General features: G+C 64.8%; 20 protein-coding genes. 7 read left to right on the top strand and 13 right to left on the bottom strand.

All coding sequences use genetic code 11. The annotated features are described in order from the left end of the window. Window positions 1–45 precede the first annotated feature (45 nt). From ACTT2I_RS18080 to dnaA, 11 genes are all read right to left on the bottom strand, one after another. Window positions 46–459, bottom strand: coding sequence for an ExbD/TolR family protein (locus ACTT2I_RS18080; RefSeq protein WP_088435270.1), 414 nt, complete (start codon window positions 457–459; stop codon window positions 46–48). Between the two features lie 3 nt (window positions 460–462). Beyond that, window positions 463–888 (bottom strand): ExbD/TolR family protein, encoded by a 426-nt coding sequence (locus ACTT2I_RS18075; protein ID WP_046272259.1) that lies wholly within the window; start codon window positions 886–888, stop codon window positions 463–465. 57 nt (window positions 889–945) lie between these two features. Further along, window positions 946–1,704 (bottom strand): TonB-system energizer ExbB, encoded by a 759-nt coding sequence (exbB, locus tag ACTT2I_RS18070; protein WP_019184055.1) that lies wholly within the window; start codon window positions 1,702–1,704, stop codon window positions 946–948. Between the two features lie 86 nt (window positions 1,705–1,790). Then, window positions 1,791–2,459 (bottom strand): energy transducer TonB, encoded by a 669-nt coding sequence (locus ACTT2I_RS18065; protein ID WP_088435269.1) that lies wholly within the window; start codon window positions 2,457–2,459, stop codon window positions 1,791–1,793. A 146-nt stretch (window positions 2,460–2,605) separates the two neighbouring features. Further along, on the bottom strand, window positions 2,606–3,802 hold the full coding sequence (locus ACTT2I_RS18060; protein WP_088435268.1) for a tetratricopeptide repeat protein: 1,197 nt from the start codon (window positions 3,800–3,802) through the stop codon (window positions 2,606–2,608). Window positions 3,803–3,944: 142 nt separating this feature from the next. Continuing rightward, window positions 3,945–4,751, bottom strand: coding sequence for a M48 family metallopeptidase (locus ACTT2I_RS18055; protein WP_088435267.1), 807 nt, complete (start codon window positions 4,749–4,751; stop codon window positions 3,945–3,947). A 72-nt stretch (window positions 4,752–4,823) separates the two neighbouring features. Further along, a complete protein-coding gene (locus ACTT2I_RS18050; RefSeq protein WP_286916984.1) occupies window positions 4,824–5,675 on the bottom strand; it encodes a CPBP family intramembrane glutamic endopeptidase in 852 nt (283 codons plus the stop codon). Window positions 5,676–5,748: 73 nt separating this feature from the next. Continuing rightward, complete coding sequence (gene gyrB, locus ACTT2I_RS18045) at window positions 5,749–8,208, bottom strand: DNA topoisomerase (ATP-hydrolyzing) subunit B (protein ID WP_088435265.1); 2,460 nt, start codon at window positions 8,206–8,208, stop codon at window positions 5,749–5,751. Between the two features lie 113 nt (window positions 8,209–8,321). After that, the gene (recF, locus tag ACTT2I_RS18040) at window positions 8,322–9,419 is read right to left on the bottom strand and encodes a DNA replication/repair protein RecF (protein ID WP_088435264.1); all 1,098 of its coding nucleotides are present in this window, start codon (window positions 9,417–9,419) and stop codon (window positions 8,322–8,324) included. 1,156 nt (window positions 9,420–10,575) lie between these two features. Beyond that, window positions 10,576–11,676 carry a DNA polymerase III subunit beta gene (gene dnaN, locus ACTT2I_RS18035; RefSeq protein ID WP_421100023.1) on the bottom strand — a complete coding sequence of 367 codons (1,101 nt, stop codon included), beginning with the start codon at window positions 11,674–11,676 and terminating at the stop codon, window positions 10,576–10,578. Window positions 11,677–11,952: 276 nt separating this feature from the next. Further along, window positions 11,953–13,287: a chromosomal replication initiator protein DnaA gene (gene dnaA / locus ACTT2I_RS18030; protein WP_046272260.1), complete on the bottom strand. Its 1,335-nt coding sequence runs from the start codon at window positions 13,285–13,287 to the stop codon at window positions 11,953–11,955. Between the two features lie 253 nt (window positions 13,288–13,540). Between dnaA and rpmH the strand changes: the two genes are divergently transcribed. The 5 genes from rpmH (at window position 13,541) to ACTT2I_RS18005 (ending at window position 18,513) form a co-directional block, all read left to right on the top strand. Further along, entirely contained in the window at window positions 13,541–13,681 is a 141-nt protein-coding gene (gene rpmH, locus ACTT2I_RS18025) for a 50S ribosomal protein L34 (protein WP_006404565.1), read from the top strand. Between the two features lie 5 nt (window positions 13,682–13,686). Beyond that, a complete protein-coding gene (gene rnpA, locus ACTT2I_RS18020) occupies window positions 13,687–14,178 on the top strand; it encodes a ribonuclease P protein component (RefSeq protein ID WP_088435263.1) in 492 nt (163 codons plus the stop codon). Further along, window positions 14,178–15,875, top strand: coding sequence for a membrane protein insertase YidC (yidC, locus tag ACTT2I_RS18015; RefSeq protein ID WP_421100022.1), 1,698 nt, complete (start codon window positions 14,178–14,180; stop codon window positions 15,873–15,875). Before rnpA ends, yidC begins: the two co-directional genes overlap by 1 nt. Before the next feature lie 107 nt (window positions 15,876–15,982). Continuing rightward, window positions 15,983–17,326, top strand: a complete 1,344-nt coding sequence (mnmE, locus tag ACTT2I_RS18010) for a tRNA uridine-5-carboxymethylaminomethyl(34) synthesis GTPase MnmE (protein ID WP_421100021.1) — start codon at window positions 15,983–15,985, stop codon at window positions 17,324–17,326. A 134-nt stretch (window positions 17,327–17,460) separates the two neighbouring features. Beyond that, the gene (locus ACTT2I_RS18005) at window positions 17,461–18,513 is read left to right on the top strand and encodes a glycerophosphodiester phosphodiesterase (protein ID WP_421100162.1); all 1,053 of its coding nucleotides are present in this window, start codon (window positions 17,461–17,463) and stop codon (window positions 18,511–18,513) included. 62 nt (window positions 18,514–18,575) lie between these two features. Here the strand turns inward: ACTT2I_RS18005 and ACTT2I_RS18000 are convergent, their stop codons facing one another. Both ACTT2I_RS18000 and ACTT2I_RS17995 read right to left on the bottom strand, forming a co-directional pair. Beyond that, complete coding sequence (locus tag ACTT2I_RS18000) at window positions 18,576–19,355, bottom strand: rhomboid family intramembrane serine protease (RefSeq protein WP_421100020.1); 780 nt, start codon at window positions 19,353–19,355, stop codon at window positions 18,576–18,578. A gap of 97 nt (window positions 19,356–19,452) precedes the next feature. Then, entirely contained in the window at window positions 19,453–20,412 is a 960-nt protein-coding gene (locus ACTT2I_RS17995; RefSeq protein ID WP_088435259.1) for a TerC family protein, read from the bottom strand. A gap of 393 nt (window positions 20,413–20,805) precedes the next feature. Between ACTT2I_RS17995 and ACTT2I_RS17990 the strand changes: the two genes are divergently transcribed. Next, a complete protein-coding gene (locus ACTT2I_RS17990; RefSeq protein WP_019184040.1) occupies window positions 20,806–21,975 on the top strand; it encodes a class I SAM-dependent rRNA methyltransferase in 1,170 nt (389 codons plus the stop codon). 151 nt (window positions 21,976–22,126) lie between these two features. Further along, entirely contained in the window at window positions 22,127–23,380 is a 1,254-nt protein-coding gene (locus ACTT2I_RS17985) for a dipeptidase (protein ID WP_293978746.1), read from the top strand. Window positions 23,381–23,402: the final 22 nt, after the last annotated feature.

Below are 23,402 nucleotides of genomic sequence, written 5' to 3'. Positions count from 1 at the left end.
TTTCCAGGGGCGTTTTCCAGTCGCGTCATGACTGCGTCTTGCGTATTACTGCTGTACGAAGCCGATCTTCTTCATCTGAGCATTCTTCGCGGCAGCCAACACCTTGGCCATCACGTCGTACTCGGAGTCCGGGCTGGCATCGATGCGCAGCTCCGGCTGGTTGGTCGGATCGCGCTGCACTTCCTGCTCCATACGCTGCTGCAGTTCGCTCACAGCCACGGGGCTGTTGTTCCACGACACCTGGTTGCTGGCGTCCACCTTCAGCTCGATCGGCGGCGGCGGTTCGACAGTCACCGGCGGTGGGTTGAGCACGCGCTGCGGCAGGTCAACGGCGATCGGGTACGTCATGATCGGCGCGGTGACGATGAAGATGATCAGCAGCACCAGCATCACGTCCACCAGGGGCGTGACGTTGATGTCGGCCATGGGGCCTTTATTACCACCAGAACTGAACGCCATGGCTTACTGCCCCTTTACTTTGGTGGCGACGAAGCCCACGTCGAGCATGCCCTGTTCCTGCGCGACCTTCGTCATCTCATTGATGACGCGCATCTTGGTGGTGCGATCACCACGCAGGTTGAGGGGCGGCTGCGGGGTCTGCTGGGCGGCGGTCGCCAAGCGCGACTCGAGCGTCTGCTTGTCGATTTCCTCGTCGTTCCAGTAGATCGAGCCGTCTTCCTTGACTGCCAAGGTGATCGGGCTCGCCCGCTTTTCAGCGTCTTCCGGATTCTGCACCAGGTTGGCCTCAGGCAGATCCACCTTGACCTTGTGGGACATCAGGGGCGCCGTGATGATGAAGATGATCAGCAGCACCAGCATCACGTCCACGAGGGGCGTAACGTTGATGTCGGCCATGGGGCCGCCGCTGTTACCACTACTGAAAGCCATAACGGGCTCCGTCTAGATCGTGTTGACTACGTTCTCGCTGGGTGACGCGCGTCGCTATTAGCGAACGCGCGAACCGGTGGCGAAGAAGTCGTGCAGGTCGTGAGCGAACGTATCGAACTTGCTGATCGTGGCGCTGTTGATCTTGCTGAAGAAGTTGAAGGCGAACACGGCCGGGATAGCCACGAACAGACCGATGGCGGTCATGATCAGTGCTTCACCCACCGGGCCGGCAACGGCGTCGATCGAGGCGGAACCGGTGGCACCGATCTTGATCAGCGCGCCGTAGATGCCCCACACGGTACCCAGCAGACCCACGAACGGAGCGGTCGCGCCGACGGTGGCCAGCAGGGTCATGCCCGACTGCAGGTTGTTGCTTTCGCGGGTCACGGCCTGACGCAGGGCGCGATCGACGAACTCCGAACGGCTCAGGTTTTCACCCAGGCCACCCGAGGTGCCGCCTTCCGAACGCTGGTGGTGCGCAGCAGCCTGTGCAGCGTCCAGAGCGATCTTGGAGAAGGGCTCCGAAGCCGGCTGTTCTTCCATCGCACGGATGGCGTCCTGAGCGTTCGGGGTATCCCAGAACAGGCTCACGACCTTGTCGGCAGCAGCCTTCAGGCGGGTGGCGCGGAAGATGTTGATGACGGTCCAGTACCAGGACATGGCCGACATGATGATCAGGGTCAGCAGCACGACCCAGGAGACGGCGAAGTCACCCGGCTGGGTGGTCATCTCGTGGATCAGGTGCTCGAAGCCCATCTGCGACAGGGCGTTGGAGTTGCCCCCGGCAGCAGCGGCGATGAAAAGTTCCTGCAGCATGACGCTTACCTTTGTTGTGTGTGGTGATAAAGGGTATTGCTAGAAATAACCGCTAGGGGCGGTGGCCGGCGGGCCACCGGCCACTATCAGTTCAGCGCAAAGTTGACCGGGACGCGAACGCGACCTGCGACCTTCTTCCCGCCCGATTCCGCGGAACGGAAGCTCCACTTGCGAGCTGCGTCCATGGCGGCGCGATCGAGGTCACGGTTACGGCTGGACTTCTCGACCGACACATTGGTGACGTTGCCATTGGCATCGACGTCAATGATCAGGATGACTTCACCCTGGATACCAGCACGGAACGCGGCCGGCGGGTAACGCGGGGGGTTCATGTTCTTCGACGAGATGTCGACGCTTGCCTCAATGGTGCTCGGCGGCTGCGGCGGCGACGGCGGCGAAGGCGGCGTGACGATGTCGGTCGGACGCGGGTCCGGGATATCGACCACAGGAGCCTGCGGCGGCGGCGGAACCGGGGACGGCTTCGGCGGCGACAGGTTCTTGACCGGCGGCGGCGGGGTGTCATCCGGCGGCGGCGGCGGCGGCGGCGGTGGTGGCGGCGGCGGAGCGTCGACCAGGGTCACCATGATGTTGCGTTCTTTCTCCGCCACGGCCTTGGGAGCCACAGCCGGGATCAGAAGCATCATGAAGGCGGCGAGATGCAGTGCGATTACAAAAGCGATACCCACGATACGCGGCCAGGAGAGGCCGGTGTCATCGCGTTGTTCGTACCTGTGAACGACTAGTTGTTCCGTCATGCGCCAAGAGCTCATTAGTGGGGCCGGGATACCCGGGGACAGGTAGCCCATGATCAGCGGTGCATGACACCGCAGGAACCTCCAAGCTTATACCAATCCTGAGCGCCTGCGCATCACTTATGCAGGCGTTCAGGCGTTATTCCTACTTACTTCAGGTTGATGATTTTCTTGGCATCCGCCTGGTTCTTCACACCCTTCGCCAGCGCTTGCTGGGCGGCCTGCTTGGCCTCCGGAATGCGACCTTCCGAATGCAGCACGCGTGCCAGATTCAGGTAGGTCTCGCCGTCCTTGGAAAGCGGGGCAGCCTTCTGCCACGCCTCGATCGCCTTGTCCGCCTGCTGCGGGTCGGAGTAGTAGTACGCCTGGGCCAGTGCCAGGTATACCTGATAATCCGGCTTCAGTATGTTTTTCTGCAGGCCATCATTGATAACGGCAATGACGTCCTTTTCTTTGTTCTCGCTGTTGGCGTAGATCGAGTACAGCTGCTTGTACTCGCGCTCGTCGGTCAGCTGGCCGGCGGCGTACAGCTTGCCCATGACCGCGCCGGCCTTGTCCATCTGGTCGGCCTGCATGTACATGCTGGCCAGGTTCAGCTGGGCCTTCTTGTCGTTCGGGTTCTTGGCGGCCAGTGCTTCGGCCTGCTTGACCGCTTCACCGGTCTGGCCGGCCTCGGCCATGGCGGCCATCAGCAGCTGGTTCCAGTTGTCCTTGGGCTCGGGCGAGGCGGCGATGGCCTGCTGCAGCACCGGGATGGCCTCGGCGTAGCGCTCGGCCTGGTACAGCGCCTGGCCCTTGGCGATCAGCTCTTCGGGCTTGTTCGACTTGGTCTCGGCGAAGTACTTGTCCAGGGTCGCCAGGCCTTCGTTGATCTGGTCGTCCTGCAGCTGCAGCTGGCCGAGCATCAGCATCGACTGGTAGTGGCCGTTGTTGTCCAGGCCGCCGAGCTGCAGCACCTGCTCCAGGTACTTCTTGGCCGAGGCAACGTCGTCCAGCTGGTAGGCGGCCTGCGAGGCGAGCTGCGCGGCCAGCGACTTGTCGTAGGTGTTGGCGGCGGGATTGGCCAGGATTTCGTCGGCCTGCGCGCGCGTCTCCGGGAACTTCTGGTCGTTGTAGCTGTCAATCATTTTCTGCAGCTTCGGGCCGACCTTGGCCGAGGACTTCTGATCCGGCTCCTGGCGGGTCGCCTGCGGGTAGAGCACTTCGGCCTTGGCCTGCTTCTTCCCACCACGGGCGCCACGCTCCGACGAGCGGGCCTGGGCGAAGGCATCGGTGATCATGGCGCCACTTACAGCGGTCGCGATGAGGACGGAAAGGACGGCTTGCTTGTGGTTGCTGAAAATCATCTTTCACCTCGATCGAACCGCCGCAGCGGCATCAAAACGGACTGTCAGAAAAATCTGAGCCGCCAAACGTATCAGAAACTGATGGCGTGAGAAATCGTTTCCGATGCTGCAATACAGCATCTTTTAGTCGTATCCGGACGCGTCAACCGCACTTCGGCCTGCGCCCGGCCGCCTGGGCCTGTTGGTATACACCACTCAGGGAGGGCGCGTCTCGCTGCAGTTCGCGGATCCGGTTCGCCGGATCGGGGTGGGTGGACAGCCACTGGGGCGAACGACCGCCGCTGGCGGCCATCATGTTCTGCCACAGATCGACCGCCTGGGCAGGGTTGAAACCGGCCTCGGCCATCAGCCGCTGGCCGACGATATCGGCCTCGCTTTCCTGGGTTCGCGACCCGGGCAGCAGGAAGGCTGCCTGGGCGCCTGCGCCACCGAGCTGGCTGACGGTACTGGCCGCGCCCTCGCCATAGGCGGCACCGGCGAGCGCGCCGAGCACCGACAGGCCGGTCTGGGCGCCCATCTGACGGGTGATCCGTTCTTCATGGTGGCGCGAGATGACGTGCCCGATCTCGTGCCCGATCACCGCCGCCAGCTGATCCTGGTTCTTGGCGACGGTGAAGATGCCGGTATTGACCCCGACCTTGCCGCCGGGCAGGGCGAACGCGTTCGGTTCCTTGTCGACCATCAAGGCCGTCTCCCACCGTACGCCACGGTACTGTGGCGGCAGCTGGGCAACCAGCGCGTTGACCACGCACTGCACGTAGGCGGTCTGCTTCGGGTCGTGGCTGAGCGTGCCCTTGGACTTGGTCTCAGTGAACGCCTGCGCGCCCAGCTGGTCGAGCTCGGCCTGCGAAACGCCACCGACCATCTGGCGACGGCCGGTGGGTGAGGTCGTGGTGGCGCACGCGCTCACCAGCATGGCGATGGCAATTCCCAACAGCACCGGTTTCATGTGCGATCCCCCGTGTTCATGTGCGCAGTGTGGAACGCGGCGACGTAAATTTTCGTCAAGCCGCGTGATCGATCAATGGATGCCCAGGAACATCAGCGCGACCAAGGCGATGCCGTTGTTCAAGGCGTGCGCGGCGATCGGCGCCCACAGGGTCCCGGTCCGTTGGTACAGCCAGGCAAAGGCCGCGCCCATGCTGCCGTAGACGAGCCATAGCTGGGCGATTTCCCACGGCCCGTTGGCACTGGTCCCGGGGATTTCATGGACGAGGGCGAACGCCACGCTGCTCAGGAGGATGCCCAACACCGGGCGACCGGCCTGCCACAGACGACCGAACAGGACGCGGCGGAACAACAGTTCTTCATACGCCGGCGCGAGCAGCACGGCAAACAGGGCGAGGAACCACGGGAAGCGCGCGACGGCCTGTTCCATCAGCGCCAGGTTGGTCGGCACCGGCTCGATGCCGGCCTGCTTGGCCAGCCACGCGATCAGGTTGCTGCCGATGATCACCGCGGTGGCGACCAGCAGGGTCCAGCCCCACGTGGAAGGGCGACGCGCGGCCTGGAACGACAGCGCCCGTTCGGCGGGCGTGGCCCGGCGACGGAAGAAATACAGCACCAGTGCAGCGCCGCCGGTGGCGACCAGCGCCATCAGGATCTGGGCGAGGGCACCGGGTTGGCCCAACTGCTGGGTGAGACCGGCCACAGCCGAGGCATCCGCGCCGTCGCGGGCGGCCTGGTAACCGACGATCGCGCCGCGGTACAGGCCCCAGATCAAGCCGCTGATCAGACTCAGCGACAGCAGCACCACAATGCCGATGCCCAGATCGATGAAGAACCCCGCGAGCGGGGAACCCGGCTTGCGCGGCGACGATGGAACGGCAGGGGGCAGCGGAGGCGTCAGGGACGCCGGGGTGGTAGCAGACATCGGATTCCTGGCATCGGGGAGCGATGGCCGGCCAGGGTGCAGGTCGCACCCGGCCGGCCCGTTCCCGATTGTGTCAGATATCCAGGTTGGCGACCTTCAGCGCATTGTCTTCGATGAAGTCGCGGCGCGGCTCGACCACGTCGCCCATCAGCGTGCTGAAGATCTGGTCGGCGGCCACGGCATCCTCGATCCGCACCTGGAGCAGGCGACGGGTGTCGGGATTGACCGTGGTGTCCCAGAGCTGCTCCGGATTCATTTCACCCAGACCCTTGAATCGCTGGATCTGGCGGCCCTTCTTGGCTTCATCCAGCAGCCAGTTGCGCGCTTCAGCGAAGCTGGCCACCTCGGCCGACTTCGCACCACGGCTGATCTTGGCGCCGTCGCGAACCAGGCCATGCAGCAGCAGCGAAGACTGGTGCAGGGCACGCAGTTCGCCGGTTTCGAAGGCGGCCAGCGGCAGCACCTGGATCAGCTGTTCACCCATGTGGCGACGCGTGACCAGCACGGCGGCCGGACGCTCGTCGGTGGGTTCCTGCAGTTCCAGCGTGTAACGCGGCGAGCCGAGGCTGCCCTGGTTGAGGCGGGTCGCCAGCGCGGCCAGACCTTCGTCGGCGCCGGCCTTGCGCAGGTGTTCCAGATCCATCGGGGTGAAATCGATCAGCGCTTCCAGCACCTGGCGATCATAGCGATGGCTGTTGCGCGCGATGGTTTCCTGCGCCGAGGCGTAGGACAGCAGCAGCTTCTCCAGCGCGACACCTTCGATGCCCGGCTCGCTCTCGGCCGGAATCAGCGAGGCGTTTTCCACCGCGCTGCTGGCCAGGTACGCATCCAGCGCCGGGTCGTCCTTCAGGTACAGCTCCTGCTTGCCCTGCTTGATCTTGTACAGCGGCGGCAGGCCGATGTAGATGTGGCCGCGCTCGATCAGCTCGGGCATCTGACGGTAGAAGAAGGTCAACAGCAGCGTCCGGATGTGCGCGCCGTCGACGTCGGCGTCGGTCATGATGATGATGCGGTGGTAACGCAGCTTGTCCGGGTTGTACTCATCGCGCCCGATGCCGGTACCCAGCGCCGTGATCAGCGTTCCGACCTGGTCCGAGGCGAGCATGCGATCGAAGCGGGCACGTTCCACGTTGAGGATCTTGCCGCGCAGCGGCAGCACCGCCTGGTTCTTGCGGTTGCGGCCCTGCTTGGCCGAACCACCTGCCGAGTCACCCTCGACGATGAACAGTTCGGACAGTGCCGGATCCTTCTCCTGGCAGTCGGCCAGCTTGCCCGGCAGGCCGGCGATATCCAGCGCGCCCTTGCGGCGGGTCAGATCGCGGGCCTTGCGGGCCGCCTCACGTGCACGCGCGGCGTCCACGATCTTGCCGGCGATCGCCTTGGCTTCGTTCGGGTTTTCCTGCAGGAATTCTTCCAGGCGCGCACCGAAGGCGCTTTCCACGGCCGGGCGCACATCCGAGCTGACCAGCTTTTCCTTGGTCTGGCTGGAGAAGCTGGGATCGGGGACCTTCACCGACAGCACCGCGATCATGCCTTCGCGCATGTCGTCGCCGGTCAGGTTGATCTTGGCCTGCTTGGCGATGCCGTTCTGCTCGATGTAGTTGTTGAGCACACGGGTCAGCGCACCGCGGAAGCCGGCCAGATGCGTACCGCCGTCCTTCTGCGGAATGTTGTTGGTGAAGCAGTACATCGTTTCCTGGTAGGAATCGGTCCACTGCAGCGCCACGTCCACCACGATGCCGTTGGATTCGCCGGTGACCGAGATCACGTTCGGGTGCAGCGGCGTCTTCAACTGCGCCAGATGCTCCACGAAGCTGCGGATGCCGCCTTCGTAATGGAAGTCGTCGCGGCGGCCATCGCCGCGCTCATCGACCAGCACGATCTTGACGCCGGAATTGAGGAAGGACAGCTCGCGCAGTCGGCGGGCCAGGATGTCGTAGTGGAACTCGACGTTGTCGTGGAAGGCCTTCACCGATGGCCAGAAGCGCAGCGTGGTGCCGCGCTTGGTGCTGGCTTCGACCTGCTTCAGCGAGTTGACCGCAGCACCGTCAGCGAATTCCTGTTGGTAGTGGAAGCCGCCCTGGTAGATATCCAGCAGCAGCTTCTGCGACAGCGCATTGACCACGCTGACGCCCACGCCGTGCAGGCCGCCGGAAACCTTGTAGCTGTTGTCGTCGAACTTGCCGCCGGCGTGCAGGACCGTCATCACGACTTCGGCTGCGGAGACCTCGCGATCGAGCTTCTTGCTCATCTGCTCGTGCTTGCCGGTCGGGATACCACGCCCGTTGTCCGACACCGAGACCGAGCCGTCGGCGTGGATCATCACCGACACGTGGTCGGCGTGGCCAGCCAAGGCTTCGTCGATGGAGTTGTCGACGACCTCGAACACCATGTGGTGCAGACCGGTGCCGTCATGGACGTCGCCGATGTACATACCAGGACGCTTGCGGACAGCCTCGAGGCCTTCCAGGGCGGTGATGCTGTTGGCGTCGTAGTTGCCGCTGTTTGCGGGGATGTTCTGTTCTTCAGTCATTGCGCTTGCCGTAGGCTCCGCAGGTCGGTCCGCCGCGGTGAGGCGGGGCGCCGAGTAATAAGGGGTTGCAACAGCAATTATACCAGCCGGGCACCGTGGCCCCTGGGGGACCACTATGGCACAGGCAGGACCTGTCCATGTTCCACGTGGAACCGGGTGATATCTGTCGCGTCCGCCAGCGCCGCCGGCACTTCGGTGGCAGTGATGAAGATCTGTGCCGGGCCGGCCTTCAGGCGCTCCAGCACCCGTGCCTGGTGGTGCCGATCCAGCTCCGAAGCCAGATCGTCCAAGGCGATGACCGGCCATTCGCCGCGCTGCTCGGCATAGTCTTCGGCCTGTGCCAGCAGGCAGGTGAGGGCCGTCAGTTTCGCCTGCCCGCGTGAGAGCGCATCCCGGCCTGGAATGGTCTCGAATCCGACGCTCCAGTCGGCCCGGTGTGGACCGACCGAGGTGTAGCCAGCCATCCGGTCACGTTCCCGGGCCAGAAGCAGGGCATCGGAGAGTGAAACCTCCTGTTTGCGCCAGCCTGGGCTCAAGCTCAGTGACTGGATGCCCAGCTTGGGGGCCAGGACGGCGGCCAGTTCCACGGTCCGTTCCTGGAGCCGCTCCAGGTAGTGCTGGCGTCGTGTGGTCAGGGGCTCACCGGCCTCGGCGAGCTCCCTATCCCACGCATCCAGGGCGTGCGGATGTCCGCCCTGCTTGAGCAGGGCGTTGCGCTGCTTCAGCGCCCGGGAATAGCGCCGCCACAATCCCATGAAGTCTGGTTCCACGTGGAACAAACCCCAATCCAGGAACCGGCGGCGGGGTTCGCCCCCCCCACTGACCAGGGCATGGCTGCCCGGTTCGAAGGTCACTACCGCCAATGCGGCGCAGAGGGTTCCCAGCTGGGCGACATCTTCTCCATCAAGCCGGCCCTTCCATTCCTGGCCGCTGTGTCGAAGCCCAGCCTTGCGGCGGGTGGGTGCATCGGCGCCTTCGCGCTGCTCGTCCCACTCCACGAAGACATCCAAGGCCTCCCGGCCCTGGCGTACCAAGCCATCCCGAACCCGCCCGCGGAAGCTGCGCCCGTATGCCATGACATGCAGCGCCTCCAGGACACTGGTCTTGCCGGCGCCATTGTCGCCGGTGATCAGATTGATGCCCGGTTGCGGTGCCAGCTCGACGGTATCGAAGCGGCGAACCTGGTGCAGGGACAGACGGCGGATATGCATGCGGACGATCAACGCCGCACGGGGCGGCAGACGGGTCGGGGGAATCGATCAGCTTACTGCATTGCGCTGGTGGCACGCGGTCCCCGGCCAGCCGTGCATTGGGCGAGGGTGCAGCCGAGCGATCTCCATCGGGAGGACCGCTGGCTACCCGGCACCCCACGTGCGATGGACCCGGCGTGAACCCTGAGGGGCAGGGCAGGCACGCCGCCGTTGGGCTTGGGACATCGTCCGCCGTGCCACGTGAAACACCTTCGCCCACTCGCCATCGTCAGGCAGAAACGGCGCGAATTTCTTCAAATCTGGCGCCCGCGCAGCACCCTGGTGCTGCAGATTTCAAGAAATTCGCTCTGATTTTCCGGCACACGGGCGGGCCGATCCGGTCCGCTCGCGCGTTTTCTTTGAATTCTGCGGAGGCGGACAAAGCGGATCCCTCCAGAAACGGCGATCGCTCACGCAGATCCAAACGAGACTGTCCACATCCCCTCTGTATGACTTATGCACAACCCATGGGCAATCTGTGGATAAAAAAGGGCCCTTGGACACCCCTTAAAGATATCCACAGGATCACCCCCAGGCTCAGGCCCTGTTTTACCGGGGGTTTCGAGCCTATATTTTCCTTTCAAACCAAGCACTTAACCTACTTTTCAACCAAATCTGGCCCTACCACCACCACCTAGCTTTAGATTTATATACAGTTTTTAAAAGCATAGAGCTGTGATCCAGCCGTGCAAAAGCCGCTTGCCGCTGCGCTCCAGAGCAGCAGAGAAATCTCGTCTGTTCGCGCCGTCTGGATACTCAACCGTCAGAAAGATTCAACGGCAGGTGGTGGGCGAGGGCTCAGGATCAGGCTCCGCTCAACGCGGCTTACAGGTTCGCCTTTCCCCTGGCTGCCGGCGTGGCAACGCGATGTTGACGAGCAGGGCGCCGCGTCCAGCGAAGTTCCGCTGTGCTTTGCCGAAGGTCACGGTCTTGGGCTTGGAACAGAGAGCAGCCAGCAGGCAGCGGAAGCTCAGCCGGGCAGGGCTCTGCAGTCAAACGTTGGCGCAAGGACGTGGAATGCTCCACGTGGAACATCGCCTCTTTTGCCCAAAAAGAAACCCGGCAATGCCGGGCTTCTGGAACCACTCGGTTCCACGTGGAACCTACTCGCTTCAGGTCAGAGACGAAGCGGCATGACCACGTGGCGGGATTTCTCGCTGTTGGCCTCACGCACCAAGGCAGAGGAGTTGGAATCGCGCAGCTGGATCACGACATGCTCATCGCGCAGAGCCGACAGCGCGTCCAGCAGGTAGTTCACGTTGAAGCCGATGGCCAGATCGCTGACCGTGGTATCGGCCTCGATCTCTTCCTGGGCTTCTTCCTGCTCCGGGTTGTGTGCGCTGATCTTCAGGTTGCCCGGCGAGACTTCCACGCGGATACCGCGGTACTTCTCGTTGGACAGAATCGCAGCACGCTGCAGCGAGGCACGCAGGGCTTCGCGATCGACCTTCACTTCGCGGTCGGCACCGATCGGGATCACGGCCTCGTAATCCGGGAAGCGACCGTCGATCAGCTTGGAGGTGAAGGTCACATCGTCGCGCTTGACGCGCACGTGGCTGCGGCCGACTTCCAGTTCGATCTCGCGATCGCCGCTTTCCAGCAGGCGCTGCAGTTCGGTCACGCCCTTGCGCGGGACAATGATCTGGCGCTTGGCGCCACTGGCCTTTTCGAGCTCGGTTTCGCACAGCGCCAGGCGGTGACCATCGGTCGCCACGGTACGCAGAGCATCGCCGCGAAGGTCGAACAGCAGGCCGTTGAGGTAGTAGCGCACGTCCTGCTGGGCCATCGCGAACGCGGTGCGTTCGATCAGCTCCTTCAGGGTCGCCTCGCCGATGGCCACGCGCTCGGTCGCTTCGACTTCGTCGACAGACGGGAAGTCGTTGGCCGGCAACGTTGCCAGGGTGAAGCGGCTGCGCCCGGCCTGCACGGTGATCTTGTCACCGGTCTGCGAGACGGTGATCCGGCTGCCGTCGGGCAGGGCGCGGATGATCTCGAACAGCTTGCGGGCGGGGATGGTGGTCTCGCCGTCCTGGGCATCTTCCACCGCGATCCGCGACACCATTTCCACTTCCAGGTCCGTGCCGGTCAGCGACAGCTGTCCGTTCTGGACCTGAACCAGGAAATTAGCCAGAACCGGCAGGGTCTGGCGGCGTTCGACCACGTTGACGACTTGTGCCAACGGCTTGAGAAAGGCTTCGCGCTGCAGTGTGAAACGCATGTGGTTCCGTGCCCCTATGCTTTAAAAAAATGTGGAATAAATCAAAAGCTTGGTGGTGCTGGTAGGGCCAGAATCGCGGGAAAACACGACTAAGCCTTTGTAAACAATAGGGTTTTTGACCGCGAAACCCTCTGCATTACTAGCCCCCAAGGGGTGGGGAAAGGTGTGGATAACTTTACCGTTGAATCAGCCGGCTTTTTTATCCACAACCTATACCTCGCTTACTACCGGATTCTGCACCGTTTTATGCGATGACGCCTTAGCGGCGTACATGCATCATTCGCTCAACTTCCGGATCAGCTTGTCCCAGTCTTCCCGCAACTTGCCGTCCGCTTCCATCAACGTCCGGATCTGCCGGCAGGCATGCAGCACCGTGGTGTGGTCCCGGCCGGCAAAGGCATCGCCGATTTCCGGCAGGCTGTGCTCGGTCAGTTCCTTGGTCAGGGCCATGGCAACCTGACGGGGACGGGCCAGCGACCGGGTCCGACGCTTGGACAGCAGATCCTTGATCTGCAGCCCGTAGTAGTCGGCCACGGTTTTCTGGATGTTGGGAATGCTGATCGCCTGCTGCTGGGCGCGAAGCAGGTCGCGCAGGGTTTCCTGGGCGAAATCAGTGGTGATCGCACGGCCGGTGAAATTGGCGCGTGCGGCCAGGGTATTCAACGCACCTTCGAGGTCGCGGACATTGGAGCGCATCTTCTTGGCAATCAGAAACGCCACATCGTCGGGGATATCGGTGCCACGCTCGCGGGCCTTGGCCAGCACGATCGCTGCGCGCGTCTCGAAGTCCGGCGGCTCGATCGCCACCGACAGGCCCCAGGCCAGCCGCGACTTCAGCCGTGCTTCCAGCCCCTCGACTTCGCGCGGGTACCGGTCGCAGGTCAGGATGATCTGCTGCTTGCCGTCGAACAGGGCGTTGAACGTATGGAAGAACTCTTCCTGGGTACGGTCCTTGCCGGCGAAGAACTGGATGTCATCGATCAGCAGCGCGTCCACCTGCTGGAACTGGCGCTTGAACTGGTCCATGGTTTTTTCCTGCAGCGCACGGATCATCGCGCTGAAGAACTGTTCTGAACGCAGGTACAGCACTTTGGCCGCCGGGTTGGCCTGACGCATCGCATTGCCGGCCGCGAACATCAGGTGGGTCTTGCCCAGGCCGGTTCCGCCGTACAGCAGCAACGGGTTGTGGGCCCGGTCGCCCGGCTTCTGCGCCGCCTGGAACGCCGCGGCCAGACCCAGCTGGTTGCTGCGGCCCTCCACGAAGTTGGCGAAGGTGTAATGCGAATCCATGTTGCCGGCGAACGGCACCAGGGGTTCGGCCGGCGCCGCCGGTGCGGACAGGCCCGGAATCGGCGCGATCTGCGCCTCTACCGGACGCGGACGCGAGCCGATTTCAAGAAAAACGTCGCCGAAACCGGCGAAGTGCGCCAGCAGTTCCTTGATGCGCGGCAGATACAGCTCGCGCACCTGGTCGACGATGAAGGCGTTTGGCGCATAAAGCACCAGGCTGTCCGCGCGCAGATCTGCCTGCAGCGGCTTCAACCAGGTGTGAACATCCTCGGGCGGAAACTCCGCTTCGAGGCGTTCGAGAGAACGAGACCAGGCATCCATCGGCAATAATCGTCTGGGGCCAGTGGATAGGCGAACAAAAGCGCCGCACCGCAGGCCGGAAGGGGGGAAGAATGGATGGCGCAGACTACCACCGACGAGGGGGGCCGGGAATGGTTGTCCCAAAGTTATTCACAAAACGATCCACAGCTATTGCACAGCCCGGTGAATTCCCGTAGTGACAGACACTTGACGGGACCTCGATGAGGTCTATAGAATTTCCGGTTCTTTCCGTCCCCTTCATATAGAGGCCCGCATGGCCACCAAGCGCACTTTCCAACCCAGCAACCTCAAGCGTAAGCGCGACCATGGCTTCCGTGCCCGTATGAAGACCGCTGACGGCCGCAAGATCCTGTCGCGTCGCCGCGCCAAGGGCCGTAAAGTCCTGAGCGCTTGATTGCAATGCCGCTTCCCGCGGCAGACGCAATCCTGACTGTGAGCAGTTCCGACCCGCGCAAGCGATTTCCTCGCTCTGCGCGGGTTCGTACGCGTGCCGAATATACAACGGTCTTCAACGGCGCCCGCCGTGTGTCCGATCCGCTGATGACCCTGCACTGGCTGAAGAGCGATACGCCAGCCAGGTTGGGTCTTGCGGTGTCGCGCAAAGTCGATCCCCGAGCCGTGGGTCGCAACCGAGTGAAGCGTGTGCTGCGCGATGCCACACGCCACGTACGGCCGTGGATGAGTGCCGGCGATTACGTCGTCGTTGCCCGCAGTGCCGCCCGTACCGCCAGCAATTCTGAACTCCGCCAGGCCTTTGAACGCCTGTTGCGCCGCCTTGGCGCATTGCCCATGCCGGGCGCGGACGGCACAATGCCGCCGCCCCTGGGCGTTGCACCCCTTTCCCAGTCCGAGCCGGCATTGCGTGCCGGCCCCGTCGAGCCTGCACGCTGATGAACCAGACCCGCGTTTTCCTGATTTTTGCCTGGCTGATGGTGGCCGTGTTGCTGTGGATGGAGTGGGGCCGCGACAAAGCCGCGCCGCCGACCCCGGCCGTGGCCACCCAGACCACCCAGGCCAGCGTGCTAGGTGCGGCTGCCGGCAGCATCCCCGGTGCGCCCGTGCCCCAGGCCGACGGCTCCCTGCCGGCGGCACAGCCGGCTGCACAGACCGAGGCCGGCCCGGCCCGCGTGACCATCACCACCGACGTGCTGCGTCTGGTGCTGGACGGTGGCACGGTGCTCGACGCCGAGCTGCTGCAGTTCCCGCAGACCAAGGAAGAAGGCAGCCCGCCGGTCCGCCTGCTGACGGAAGAAGCGACCCACCCGTACCGCGCGGTGAGTGGCTGGATCAGCGAAGACAAGGCCATGCCGGTGCCGGCCGCCAACGGCTTCAAGCTGGTCGGTGACAACCACGACTTCGTGCTGGCCAAGGGCCAGGACGAGGTCACGGTGCCGTTCGAATGGACCGGCCCGAACGGCGTGACCATCCGCCGCACCTACTCGCTGGGTCGCAATGAGTACGCGATCACGGTGAAGGATGAAGTGGTCAACGGCGGCAGCGCCCCGTGGAGCGGCTACGTGTTCCGCACCCTGGACCGCACCCCGACCATCCTCTCGCGCAGCATGACCAACCCGGACTCGTTCAGCTTCAACGGCGCGACCTGGTTCAGCCCGCAGGACGGTTACGAGCGTCGCGCGTTCAAGGATTACCTGGACGACGGCCACCTCAACCGCACCATCACCGGCGGCTGGCTGGCGATGCTGCAGCACCACTTCTTCACCGCGTGGATTCCGCAGGCCGACCAGGCCGCGCAGTACTCGCTGGCGCAGAACAACGGCCGTGACCAGATCGAAGCGCGTGGCCCGGCCTTCACCGTGGCCCCGGGCCAGCAGGTCAGCACCGAAGCCCGCCTGTGGGTCGGCCCGAAGCTGGTCAACCTGATCGCCAAGGAAGACGTGAAGGGCCTGGACCGCGTGGTCGATTACAGCCGCTTCTCGCTGATGGCGATCATCGGCCAGGGCCTGTTCTGGGTCCTCAACCAGGTCCACAAGGTCGTCAACAACTGGGGCTGGGCAATCGTCGGGCTGGTGGTGCTGCTGAAGCTGGTGCTGTATCCGCTCTCGGCGGTGCAGTACAAGTCCGGCGCCAAGATGCGTCGCTTCCAGCCGCGCATCGCGCAGCTCAAGGAACGCTATGGCGATGACCGCCAGAAGTTCCAGACCGCGATGATGGAGCTGTACAAGAAAGAGAAGATCAACCCGATGGGCGGCTGTCTGCCGATCCTCATCCAGATGCCGATCTTCTTCGCGCTGTACTGGGTGCTGGTGGAATCGGTGGAACTGCGCCAGGCTCCGTGGCTGGGCTGGATCCAGGATCTGACCGCACGCGACCCGTACTTCATCCTGCCGGTGATCAACGTGGCGGTGATGTGGGCCACGCAGAAGCTGACCCCGGCGCCGGGCATGGACCCGATGCAGGCCAAGATGATGCAGCTGATGCCGCTGGTGTTCGGCGTCATGATGGCCTTCATGCCGTCCGGTCTGGTGCTGTACTGGGTCGTCAACGGTGGCCTGGGCCTGCTCCAGCAGTGGTGGATGACTAAGCGCCACGGCAGCGATCCGCTGCCGGTCGTCACCGCCAAGAAGTAAGCTGCACAGGAGACCCGCCGCAAGGCGGGTTTCCTGCATCTGGGCCCGCGCCTCCGTGCGGTCCGTAGAATGCTCCCTGATTCCCCGCCTGCTGCAGTGAGCCCGACATGACCCATGCCCCCGACACCATCGTGGCCATCGCCACCGCGCCCGGCGCGGGCGGCGTGGGCATGCTGCGGCTGTCCGGCCCGCAGGCGCGCCCCATCGCCGAGGCGATCGGCGTGCGCGCGATGCAGCCGCGGCACGCGCACTACGCGCGCTTCCGCGATGCGGCCGGCGAGGTGATCGACGACGGCATCGCGCTGTGGTTCCCGGCGCCGAACAGCTTCACCGGCGAAGAGGTGGTGGAACTGCAGGGGCATGGCAGCCCGGTGGTGCTGCAGCAGCTGGTCGCGCGCTGCATCGCCTTGGGCGCGCGCCAGGCGCGGCCCGGTGAATTCAGCGAGCGCGCCTTCCTCAACGGCAAGCTCGACCTGGCCCAGGCCGAGGCGATCGCCGACCTGATCGCCGCCAGTGATACCCGCGCAGCGCGCGCGGCCCGCCGCTCGCTGGACGGCGTGTTCTCGCGCCGCGTGGACGAGGTTGCAGAACAGCTTGTTCTGCTGCGGATCCACGTGGAAGCGGCCATCGATTTCGCCGACGAACCGCTCGATACCCTCGGCGGCGCGCAGGTGCGCAGTGGCCTGGTCACCGCGCTGCAGGCACTGATCCGGCTGCGCGACGATGCCGAACGCGGGCGCAGGCTGCGCGATGGTCTGCACGCGGTGCTGGTGGGCCCGCCGAACGCCGGCAAGAGCTCGCTGCTCAATGCGCTGGCCGGCAGCGAGCGGGCAATCGTCACCGACATCGCCGGCACCACCCGCGACACGCTGCGCGAGACCATCCGCATCGATGGGCTGGAACTGACCCTGGTCGACACCGCCGGCCTGCGCGAAGGCGGCGATGCCATCGAGCGCGAAGGCATGCGCCGGGCGCGTGCGGAGATGCAGCGCACCGACCTGGCCATCGTGGTGGTCGATGCGCGCGACCCGCAGGCGGGCCGCGACGCGGTGGGCGACAGCATCGCCGAGGTGCCGCAGCAGCTGTGGATCCATAACAAGAGTGATCTGCTGGACGCGATCCCGTCCGACGCCGCTGCGGACGTGGTGCATGTCTCGGCTGCGACTGGCCTGGGCCTGGATCAACTGCACGCGCGCGTGCGCGCGCTGGCCAGCGGCAGTGCCGGCGACAGCGTGGACGGCGAGTTCTCCGCGCGTGCCCGCCATGTGGAGGCGATCAGCCAGGCCATCGGCCATGCCGAGCGCGCCGAATCGGAGCTGGTCCACGAGCACCTGGAGCTGGCCGCCGAGGAACTGCGCCTGGCCCATGAGGCGCTGGGGGAGATCACCGGGCGGATGAGCGCGGATGATCTGCTCGGGCGGATCTTCTCGAGCTTCTGCATCGGGAAGTAGGCGGCGCCTTTCTTCGCGCTGTCACACCCTGGCAGCAGACTGACCCGGTTCTTAATCGACAGGGATCTGCAGTGTCCAAGCAGTTGTGGGGATGTGTGTTGCTGGTGTCGCTGGCCGTGGCACCATCGGTGGCCATGAGCGCTGAATCGTCTTCCTCCACGCCGGCCAAGGCGGCCGTCTACGGCCACCGCGGCGCCAGTGCGCTGCTGCCCGAGCACACGCTCGCCGCGTACGCGCAGGCCATCGCCGACGGCGCTGACTACATCGAGCCGGACCTGGTGATGACCAAGGACGGCGTGCTGGTATCGCGCCACGAGAACGAAATCGGCGGCACCACCGATGTGGCCGCGCACCCCGAGTTCGCCAGCCGCAGGACCGTCAAGACCATCGACGGCGAGCGCATCGAAGGCTGGTTCACCGAAGACTTCACCCTGGCCGAGCTGAAAACGCTGTACGCCCGCGAGCGCCTGCCGCAGCTGCGCAGCACCGCCTTCGACGGCCAGTTCCGCATCGCCACGCTGGACGAGATCATCGCCTTCCTGGTGCAGCAGGCCGGCCGCGCCAACCGCGGCATCGGGCTGGTGCCGGAGATCAAGCACGGCACCTACTTCACGCGCATCGGCCTGCCGATGGAAGACAAGGTGGTCGCCGCGCTGCAGGGCAACGCCTACACGCGCCTGGCACCGGTGACGATCCAGTCCTTCGAGGTCGGCAACCTGCGTTACCTACGCGGCAAGCTCGGCCGTGACAGCAACATCCGCCTGCTGCAGCTGCTCGGCGATCCGACGCAGCAGCCCGGTGATGTGTTGGCCGCCAAGGGCAGCCAGCGCTATGCCGACCTGATCACCCCGGCCGGGCTGCGCGAGGTGGCCACCTATGCCGACGGCATCGGCCCGAGCCTGCGCATGGTCATCCCGCTGGATGCGCAGGGGAAGCTGGGCACCCCGACCTCGCTGGTGCGCGATGCGCATGCAGCGGGATTGATGGTGGTGCCGTATACGTTCCGGCCGGAGAACTATTTCCAGGCCGCGGAGTTCCGCAAGGGCGAGCCGAATGCCCGCAATGCCGAGGGCTCGGTCGCCGAGATGCGGGCCTACCTGGCCACCGGCATCGATGCGTTCTTCACCGATGACCCGGCGCTGGGCCGGCGTGCGGTGGATGGGGACGGCACGCCGGCAACCCCGTAGGTACCGACCGTTGGTCGGTACGCTCGTGATCGGCACTGCGCGCATCGACCAACAGTCGATGCCTACCGGTTCTGGTCCTGATCAGGCCGCCGGAACGGCAGCACCACGAAGTCGCGGCCCTCGCGCGGCTGCCACAGCACCGGCACCCGGGGCGGGGAGGGCGGCTCCAGATCGGCGTCGCGCGCTGCCTCGAGGTCGTCTTCTTCCTCGTCCTCCCAGCTGTAGCGCTTGCGTGGCGCCATCGGGTCGGAGAGGCGGAACAGCAGTGCGCTGATGATGCCGGCGAAGGCACCGCCCATGTGCGACTGCCAGGACACGCCCGGTTCGTGCGGGAGGATGGTGAGCAGCATGCTCCCGTAGAACAGGAACGCGATCAGCCCGGCCGCGATCGCCGGCCGGTCGCGGCGCAGCAGGCCGAGCACGAACACCAGGAACATCAGGCCGTGGGTGATGCCACTGGCACCGAGATGGCGGCTGCCCAGATCGCCGAGCAACCAGGCACCGAGCCCCGAACCGACCCATAGCAGGGGCAGCGCGCGCAGCGTTGCTTTGGGATAGACGCTGCCGGCCAGGGTGCCGAGGATCAGCAGGGCGGCCGCATTGGCACCCAGATGCTGGATCGAGCCGTGCAGCAGCGGTGCACCGAGAATGCCGAGCAGGCCGGCCTTGTCCAGCGGGGCCACGGCCCACGGACGCCAGTCGAAATGGCCCTGGGCGGTATACACCGCGACCAGCAGCAGCACGAAGGCCAGGCTCAGATTGAACGCCCGCAGTACACCACCACGGTCGTTGCGGGACGGGACCGGCGGCGCGCCGGTGGGCTGGGGCAGGTTGGCGTTCATACCCTTAGGGATGGCGTCGCCCCGGATGAACACAAGGGCAACGCCGTGGGAGAGAGAGGTACCGCCTGCGGGACAATCCCGCAGGCGGTACGGTCGGTCAGGCGTGGCCGCCTTCCTTCGGCGGGTTCTTCAGGCTCAGCACCACGGTCGCGGCGATGATCACTGCCACCACACCCAGCGAGATCGGGGTGGGGATCTTGAAGAGGTCGATCAGCATCATCTTGATGCCGATGAAGGCCAGCACCAGGGCGAGACCGTACGGCAGCAGGTGGAAGCGATCGGCCATGCCGGCCAGCAGGAAGAACATCGCACGCAGGCCCAGCACCGCGAAGACGTTGGAGGTCAGCACGATGAACGGGTCGGTGGTGATGGCGAAGATCGCCGGGATGCTGTCCACCGCGAAGATCACGTCGGTCACCGCGATCAGGATCAGTACCACGAACAGCGGCGTGAACCAGCGCTTGCCATCGCGCATGACGCTCATCGCGTTGCCGGCATAGTCCGGCAGCAGGCGCAGGTGCTTGCGCATCCAGCGCAGAGCGGGGTTGGTCTCCAGATCCGGCTCGCTCCCGGCCGAGAACCACATCTTCCAGCCGGTGAAGAGCAGGAACGCGCCGAACACGTAGAGCAGCCAGTGGAACTTGGTCAGCAGCACGCTGCCGGCGAAGATCATGATCGTACGCAGCACGATCGCGCCCAGGATGCCGATGATCAACACCTTCTGGCGCTGTTCCTCGGGCACCGCGAAGTAGCCCATGATCATCAGGAACACGAAGATGTTGTCCACGGCCAAGGCTTTCTCGACCAGGTAACCGGTCAGGAACTCCAGGCCGACCTTGTTGGCCACCACCTGGCCGGCGGTCTCGTTCAGGTAGTACCAGAGGCCACCGTTGAAGGCCAGGGCCAGTACGACCCAGCCGATGGACCACCACAGGGCCTCCTTGAAGGTGACCTTGTGCGGTCCGCCGTGTCGCATCAAAACGAGGTCGACCAGCAGCGCGATGATCACCACCGCGCCGAAGCCGCCCCACAACCACACATTACCGATCGTCTGCATTGGGTTTATCCGTTGGAAAAATAGAATGCCTCAAGCCGGACGGCGAGGATCTGCAACGGAGGATCGGGGGGATCCGGGGACAGAGCTTCGCCATACGGCGAAGGTCTCGCTCGCAGTCCCGATGGGTGGGACTGCCGTTGCACCGGAGCCTGCGGGCTCGAATTGACGGCGACAACGTCTGGGAGCTACTCCCCTTCTGGGGCCGATTCTGCGGGGTGCCGGGGCCGGCGTCAAATGATTTCCATGCCCCATTCGTGCTGAATGATCGCCCCTGAGTCAGGGGGCAGCGCCGCAGGCGCGGGGGTGTGGTTGCGGGTATGACGGGACCCGCGGTATGCGCAGCAGACCGTGGGGCGGCAGCGCGCATGCGGTGCCGCGTCATACAATGCGTACATGAATACCCCTGCCCCCGTTGTCCGCCTCAAGAACGCCTGGCGCTCCAGCCACCCGTGGATCTTCCAGAAACTGGTCGAAAAGCCGGCCGTCCGTCCCAAACCCGGTGCCATCGTCGACGTCGTCGGCGTGGACGGGGAGTGGATCGGGCGGGGCTTCTACAACGGTCACTCGCGGATCGCCGTGCGCATCCTGGAGACCGATCAGGCCATCCCGGTCGACGCCGGCTGGTTCTCGCGCAAGATCGCCCAGGCCGTGTCGCTGCGTCGTGAGGTGCTCAAGCTGGACCAGGTTTCCGACGCTTGGCGCGTGGTCCACAGCGAAGGCGACGGTCTGTCCGGCCTGGTCGTGGATCGCTATGGCGACCTGGTCGTGGTCGAATTCTTCGCCGCCGGCATGTTCCGCCACCGCGAGTGGGTCTACGAGGCCCTGCGCGAACAGTTCCCGGGCTGCCGTTTCCACAGCTTCGCCGACGAGCACGTGCAGAAGCAGGAAAGCTTCGACTTCCATGGCAACACCACCACCGAAGCCTCGGTGATCACCGAGTACGGCGTGAAGTTCCGTGCCGACCCGGCCGGTGCGCACAAGACCGGCTTCTTCGCTGACCAGCGCGAAAACCGCCAGTGGCTGAGCCAGCAGGTGGAAGGCAAGACCGTGCTCGACCTGTGCTGCAACACCGGTGGCTTCGCGGTGTATGCCGCCGCGCGCGGTGCGGCCGAAGTGGTTGGCATCGACATCGATGAAGACGTGATCGCCATCGCCAAGGGCAACGCCAAGCTCAACAACGTGCGCCCGAAGTTCATCCAGTCCGACATCTTCCCGTGGCTGCGCGATGCGTCCAACCGGGGTGAGCAGTACGACGTGGTGATCCTGGACCCGGCCAAGATGACCCGCGACCGCGACCAGGTCATCACCGCGTTGAAGAAGTACCTGGACATGAACAAGCTGGCGCTCGGCGTGGTCAAGCCCGGCGGCCTGCTCGCCACGTTCTCCTGCACCGGCCTGGTGGCCGAGGATCAGTTCCTGGACATGCTGCGCCGCGCCGCGTTCTACGCCGGCCGCACCATCCAGATCCTGAAAGTGGCCGGCGCCGGTCCGGATCATCCGTTCATGGCCCACGTGCAGGAATCGCGTTACCTCAAGGCCGTGTTCTGCCGCGTGGTCGACTGAACACCGCCCGGTTCCCGGCCGCGTCCCGCAGCCGGTAGGCACCGACCGTGGGTCGGTGCGCTATGTTGCCGGTACCGACCCACGGTCGGTACCTACCCAGGCAGGCGCCACAGCGCTATGGTCTGACGCTTCCCAACCAAGGTGAGGCGTCATGACGTTGCGCAGTCTGTCTTTGCTGGTTTCGCTGGCGTTGTGCACGCCGCTGGCCGCCCACGCGATCGAGTTCACCCCGCAGGAGCTGGCCAAGGCGTCCACGCTGCAGCAGCGTCTGCTGACCCTGGACAGCCACCTCGATACGCCGGCCAACTTCCACCGCGACGGCTTCGACATCACCCAGCGCCACGACCACAACGCCCTGTCGCAGGTGGATTACCCGCGCATGGTGGAAGGCGCGCTCGATGGCGGCTTCTGGGCCATCTACACCGACCAGGGCGACCGCAGTGCGCAGGCGCACCAGCACGACCGCGATGCCGGCCTGCTGCGGTTGACGGAAATCCGCGAGATGCTCGCCGCGCATCCGGACACCTTCCAGCTCGCGCTGACCGCCGCCGATGCCGCGCGCATCAAGGCCGCCGGCAAGCGCGTGGTCTACATCAGCATGGAGAACGCCAGCCCGCTGGTCGACGATCCCACGCTGCTCAGTTACTACCACCTGGCCGGCCTGCGCCTGCTCAGCACCGTGCACTTCGCCAACAACGAGTTCGCCGATTCGGCCACCGATCCCAAGGGCGCCGAATGGAAGGGGCTGAGCCCGGCCGGCAAGGCGCTGGTGGATGAAGCGGTGCGGCTGGGCATCGTCATCGATCAGTCGCATGCCTCCGATGCGGTATTCGATGATCTGATCGAGCGCATGCCGGTGCCGTTCGTGCTCTCGCACAGTTCGGCCAAGGCGATCTACAACCACCCGCGCAATCTCGACGATGCGCGTCTAAAGCAGCTGGCCAAGGCCGGCGGTGTGATCCAGGTCAACGCTTATGGCGGTTACCTGATCGACACCGGCAAAAGCGAGGCGCGCAAGGCGGCCGAGACGGCCTTGATGGCGCAGCTCGGCACCGATTACGACGGCATGAGCATCCCGCAGGGGGTCGCGCTGAAGAAGGGGCTGGAGGAAATCGACCAGCGCATCCCGCTGCGCAAGGCCACGCTCGACGATTTCTTCGCCCACTTCGAGCACATCCTCAAGGTGGTCGGCCCGGAACATGTGGGCATCGGGCTGGACTGGGATGGCGGCGGTGGCCTGGCCGATCTGCCCGACGTGAGCCAGTTGCCGAAGATCACCGCGTGGCTGCTGCGCAAGGGTTACAGCGAGAAGCAGATCGCCGGCATCTGGGGCGGCAACCTGCTGCGCGTCATGCAGCAGGCGCAGGATCATGCCAGCAAGGTCGCCGCCGCCGCGAAGCCCTGAGTACTGGCGTTGCCTCGCGCGC

It is taken from the genome of Stenotrophomonas sp. PUT21 (assembly GCF_052232875.1).
GTDB lineage: Bacteria > Pseudomonadota > Gammaproteobacteria > Xanthomonadales > Xanthomonadaceae > Stenotrophomonas > Stenotrophomonas maltophilia_N.
The sequence above is the reverse complement of the archived record's forward strand: the minus strand, read 5'-3'. Positions and strand labels throughout refer to the sequence as shown.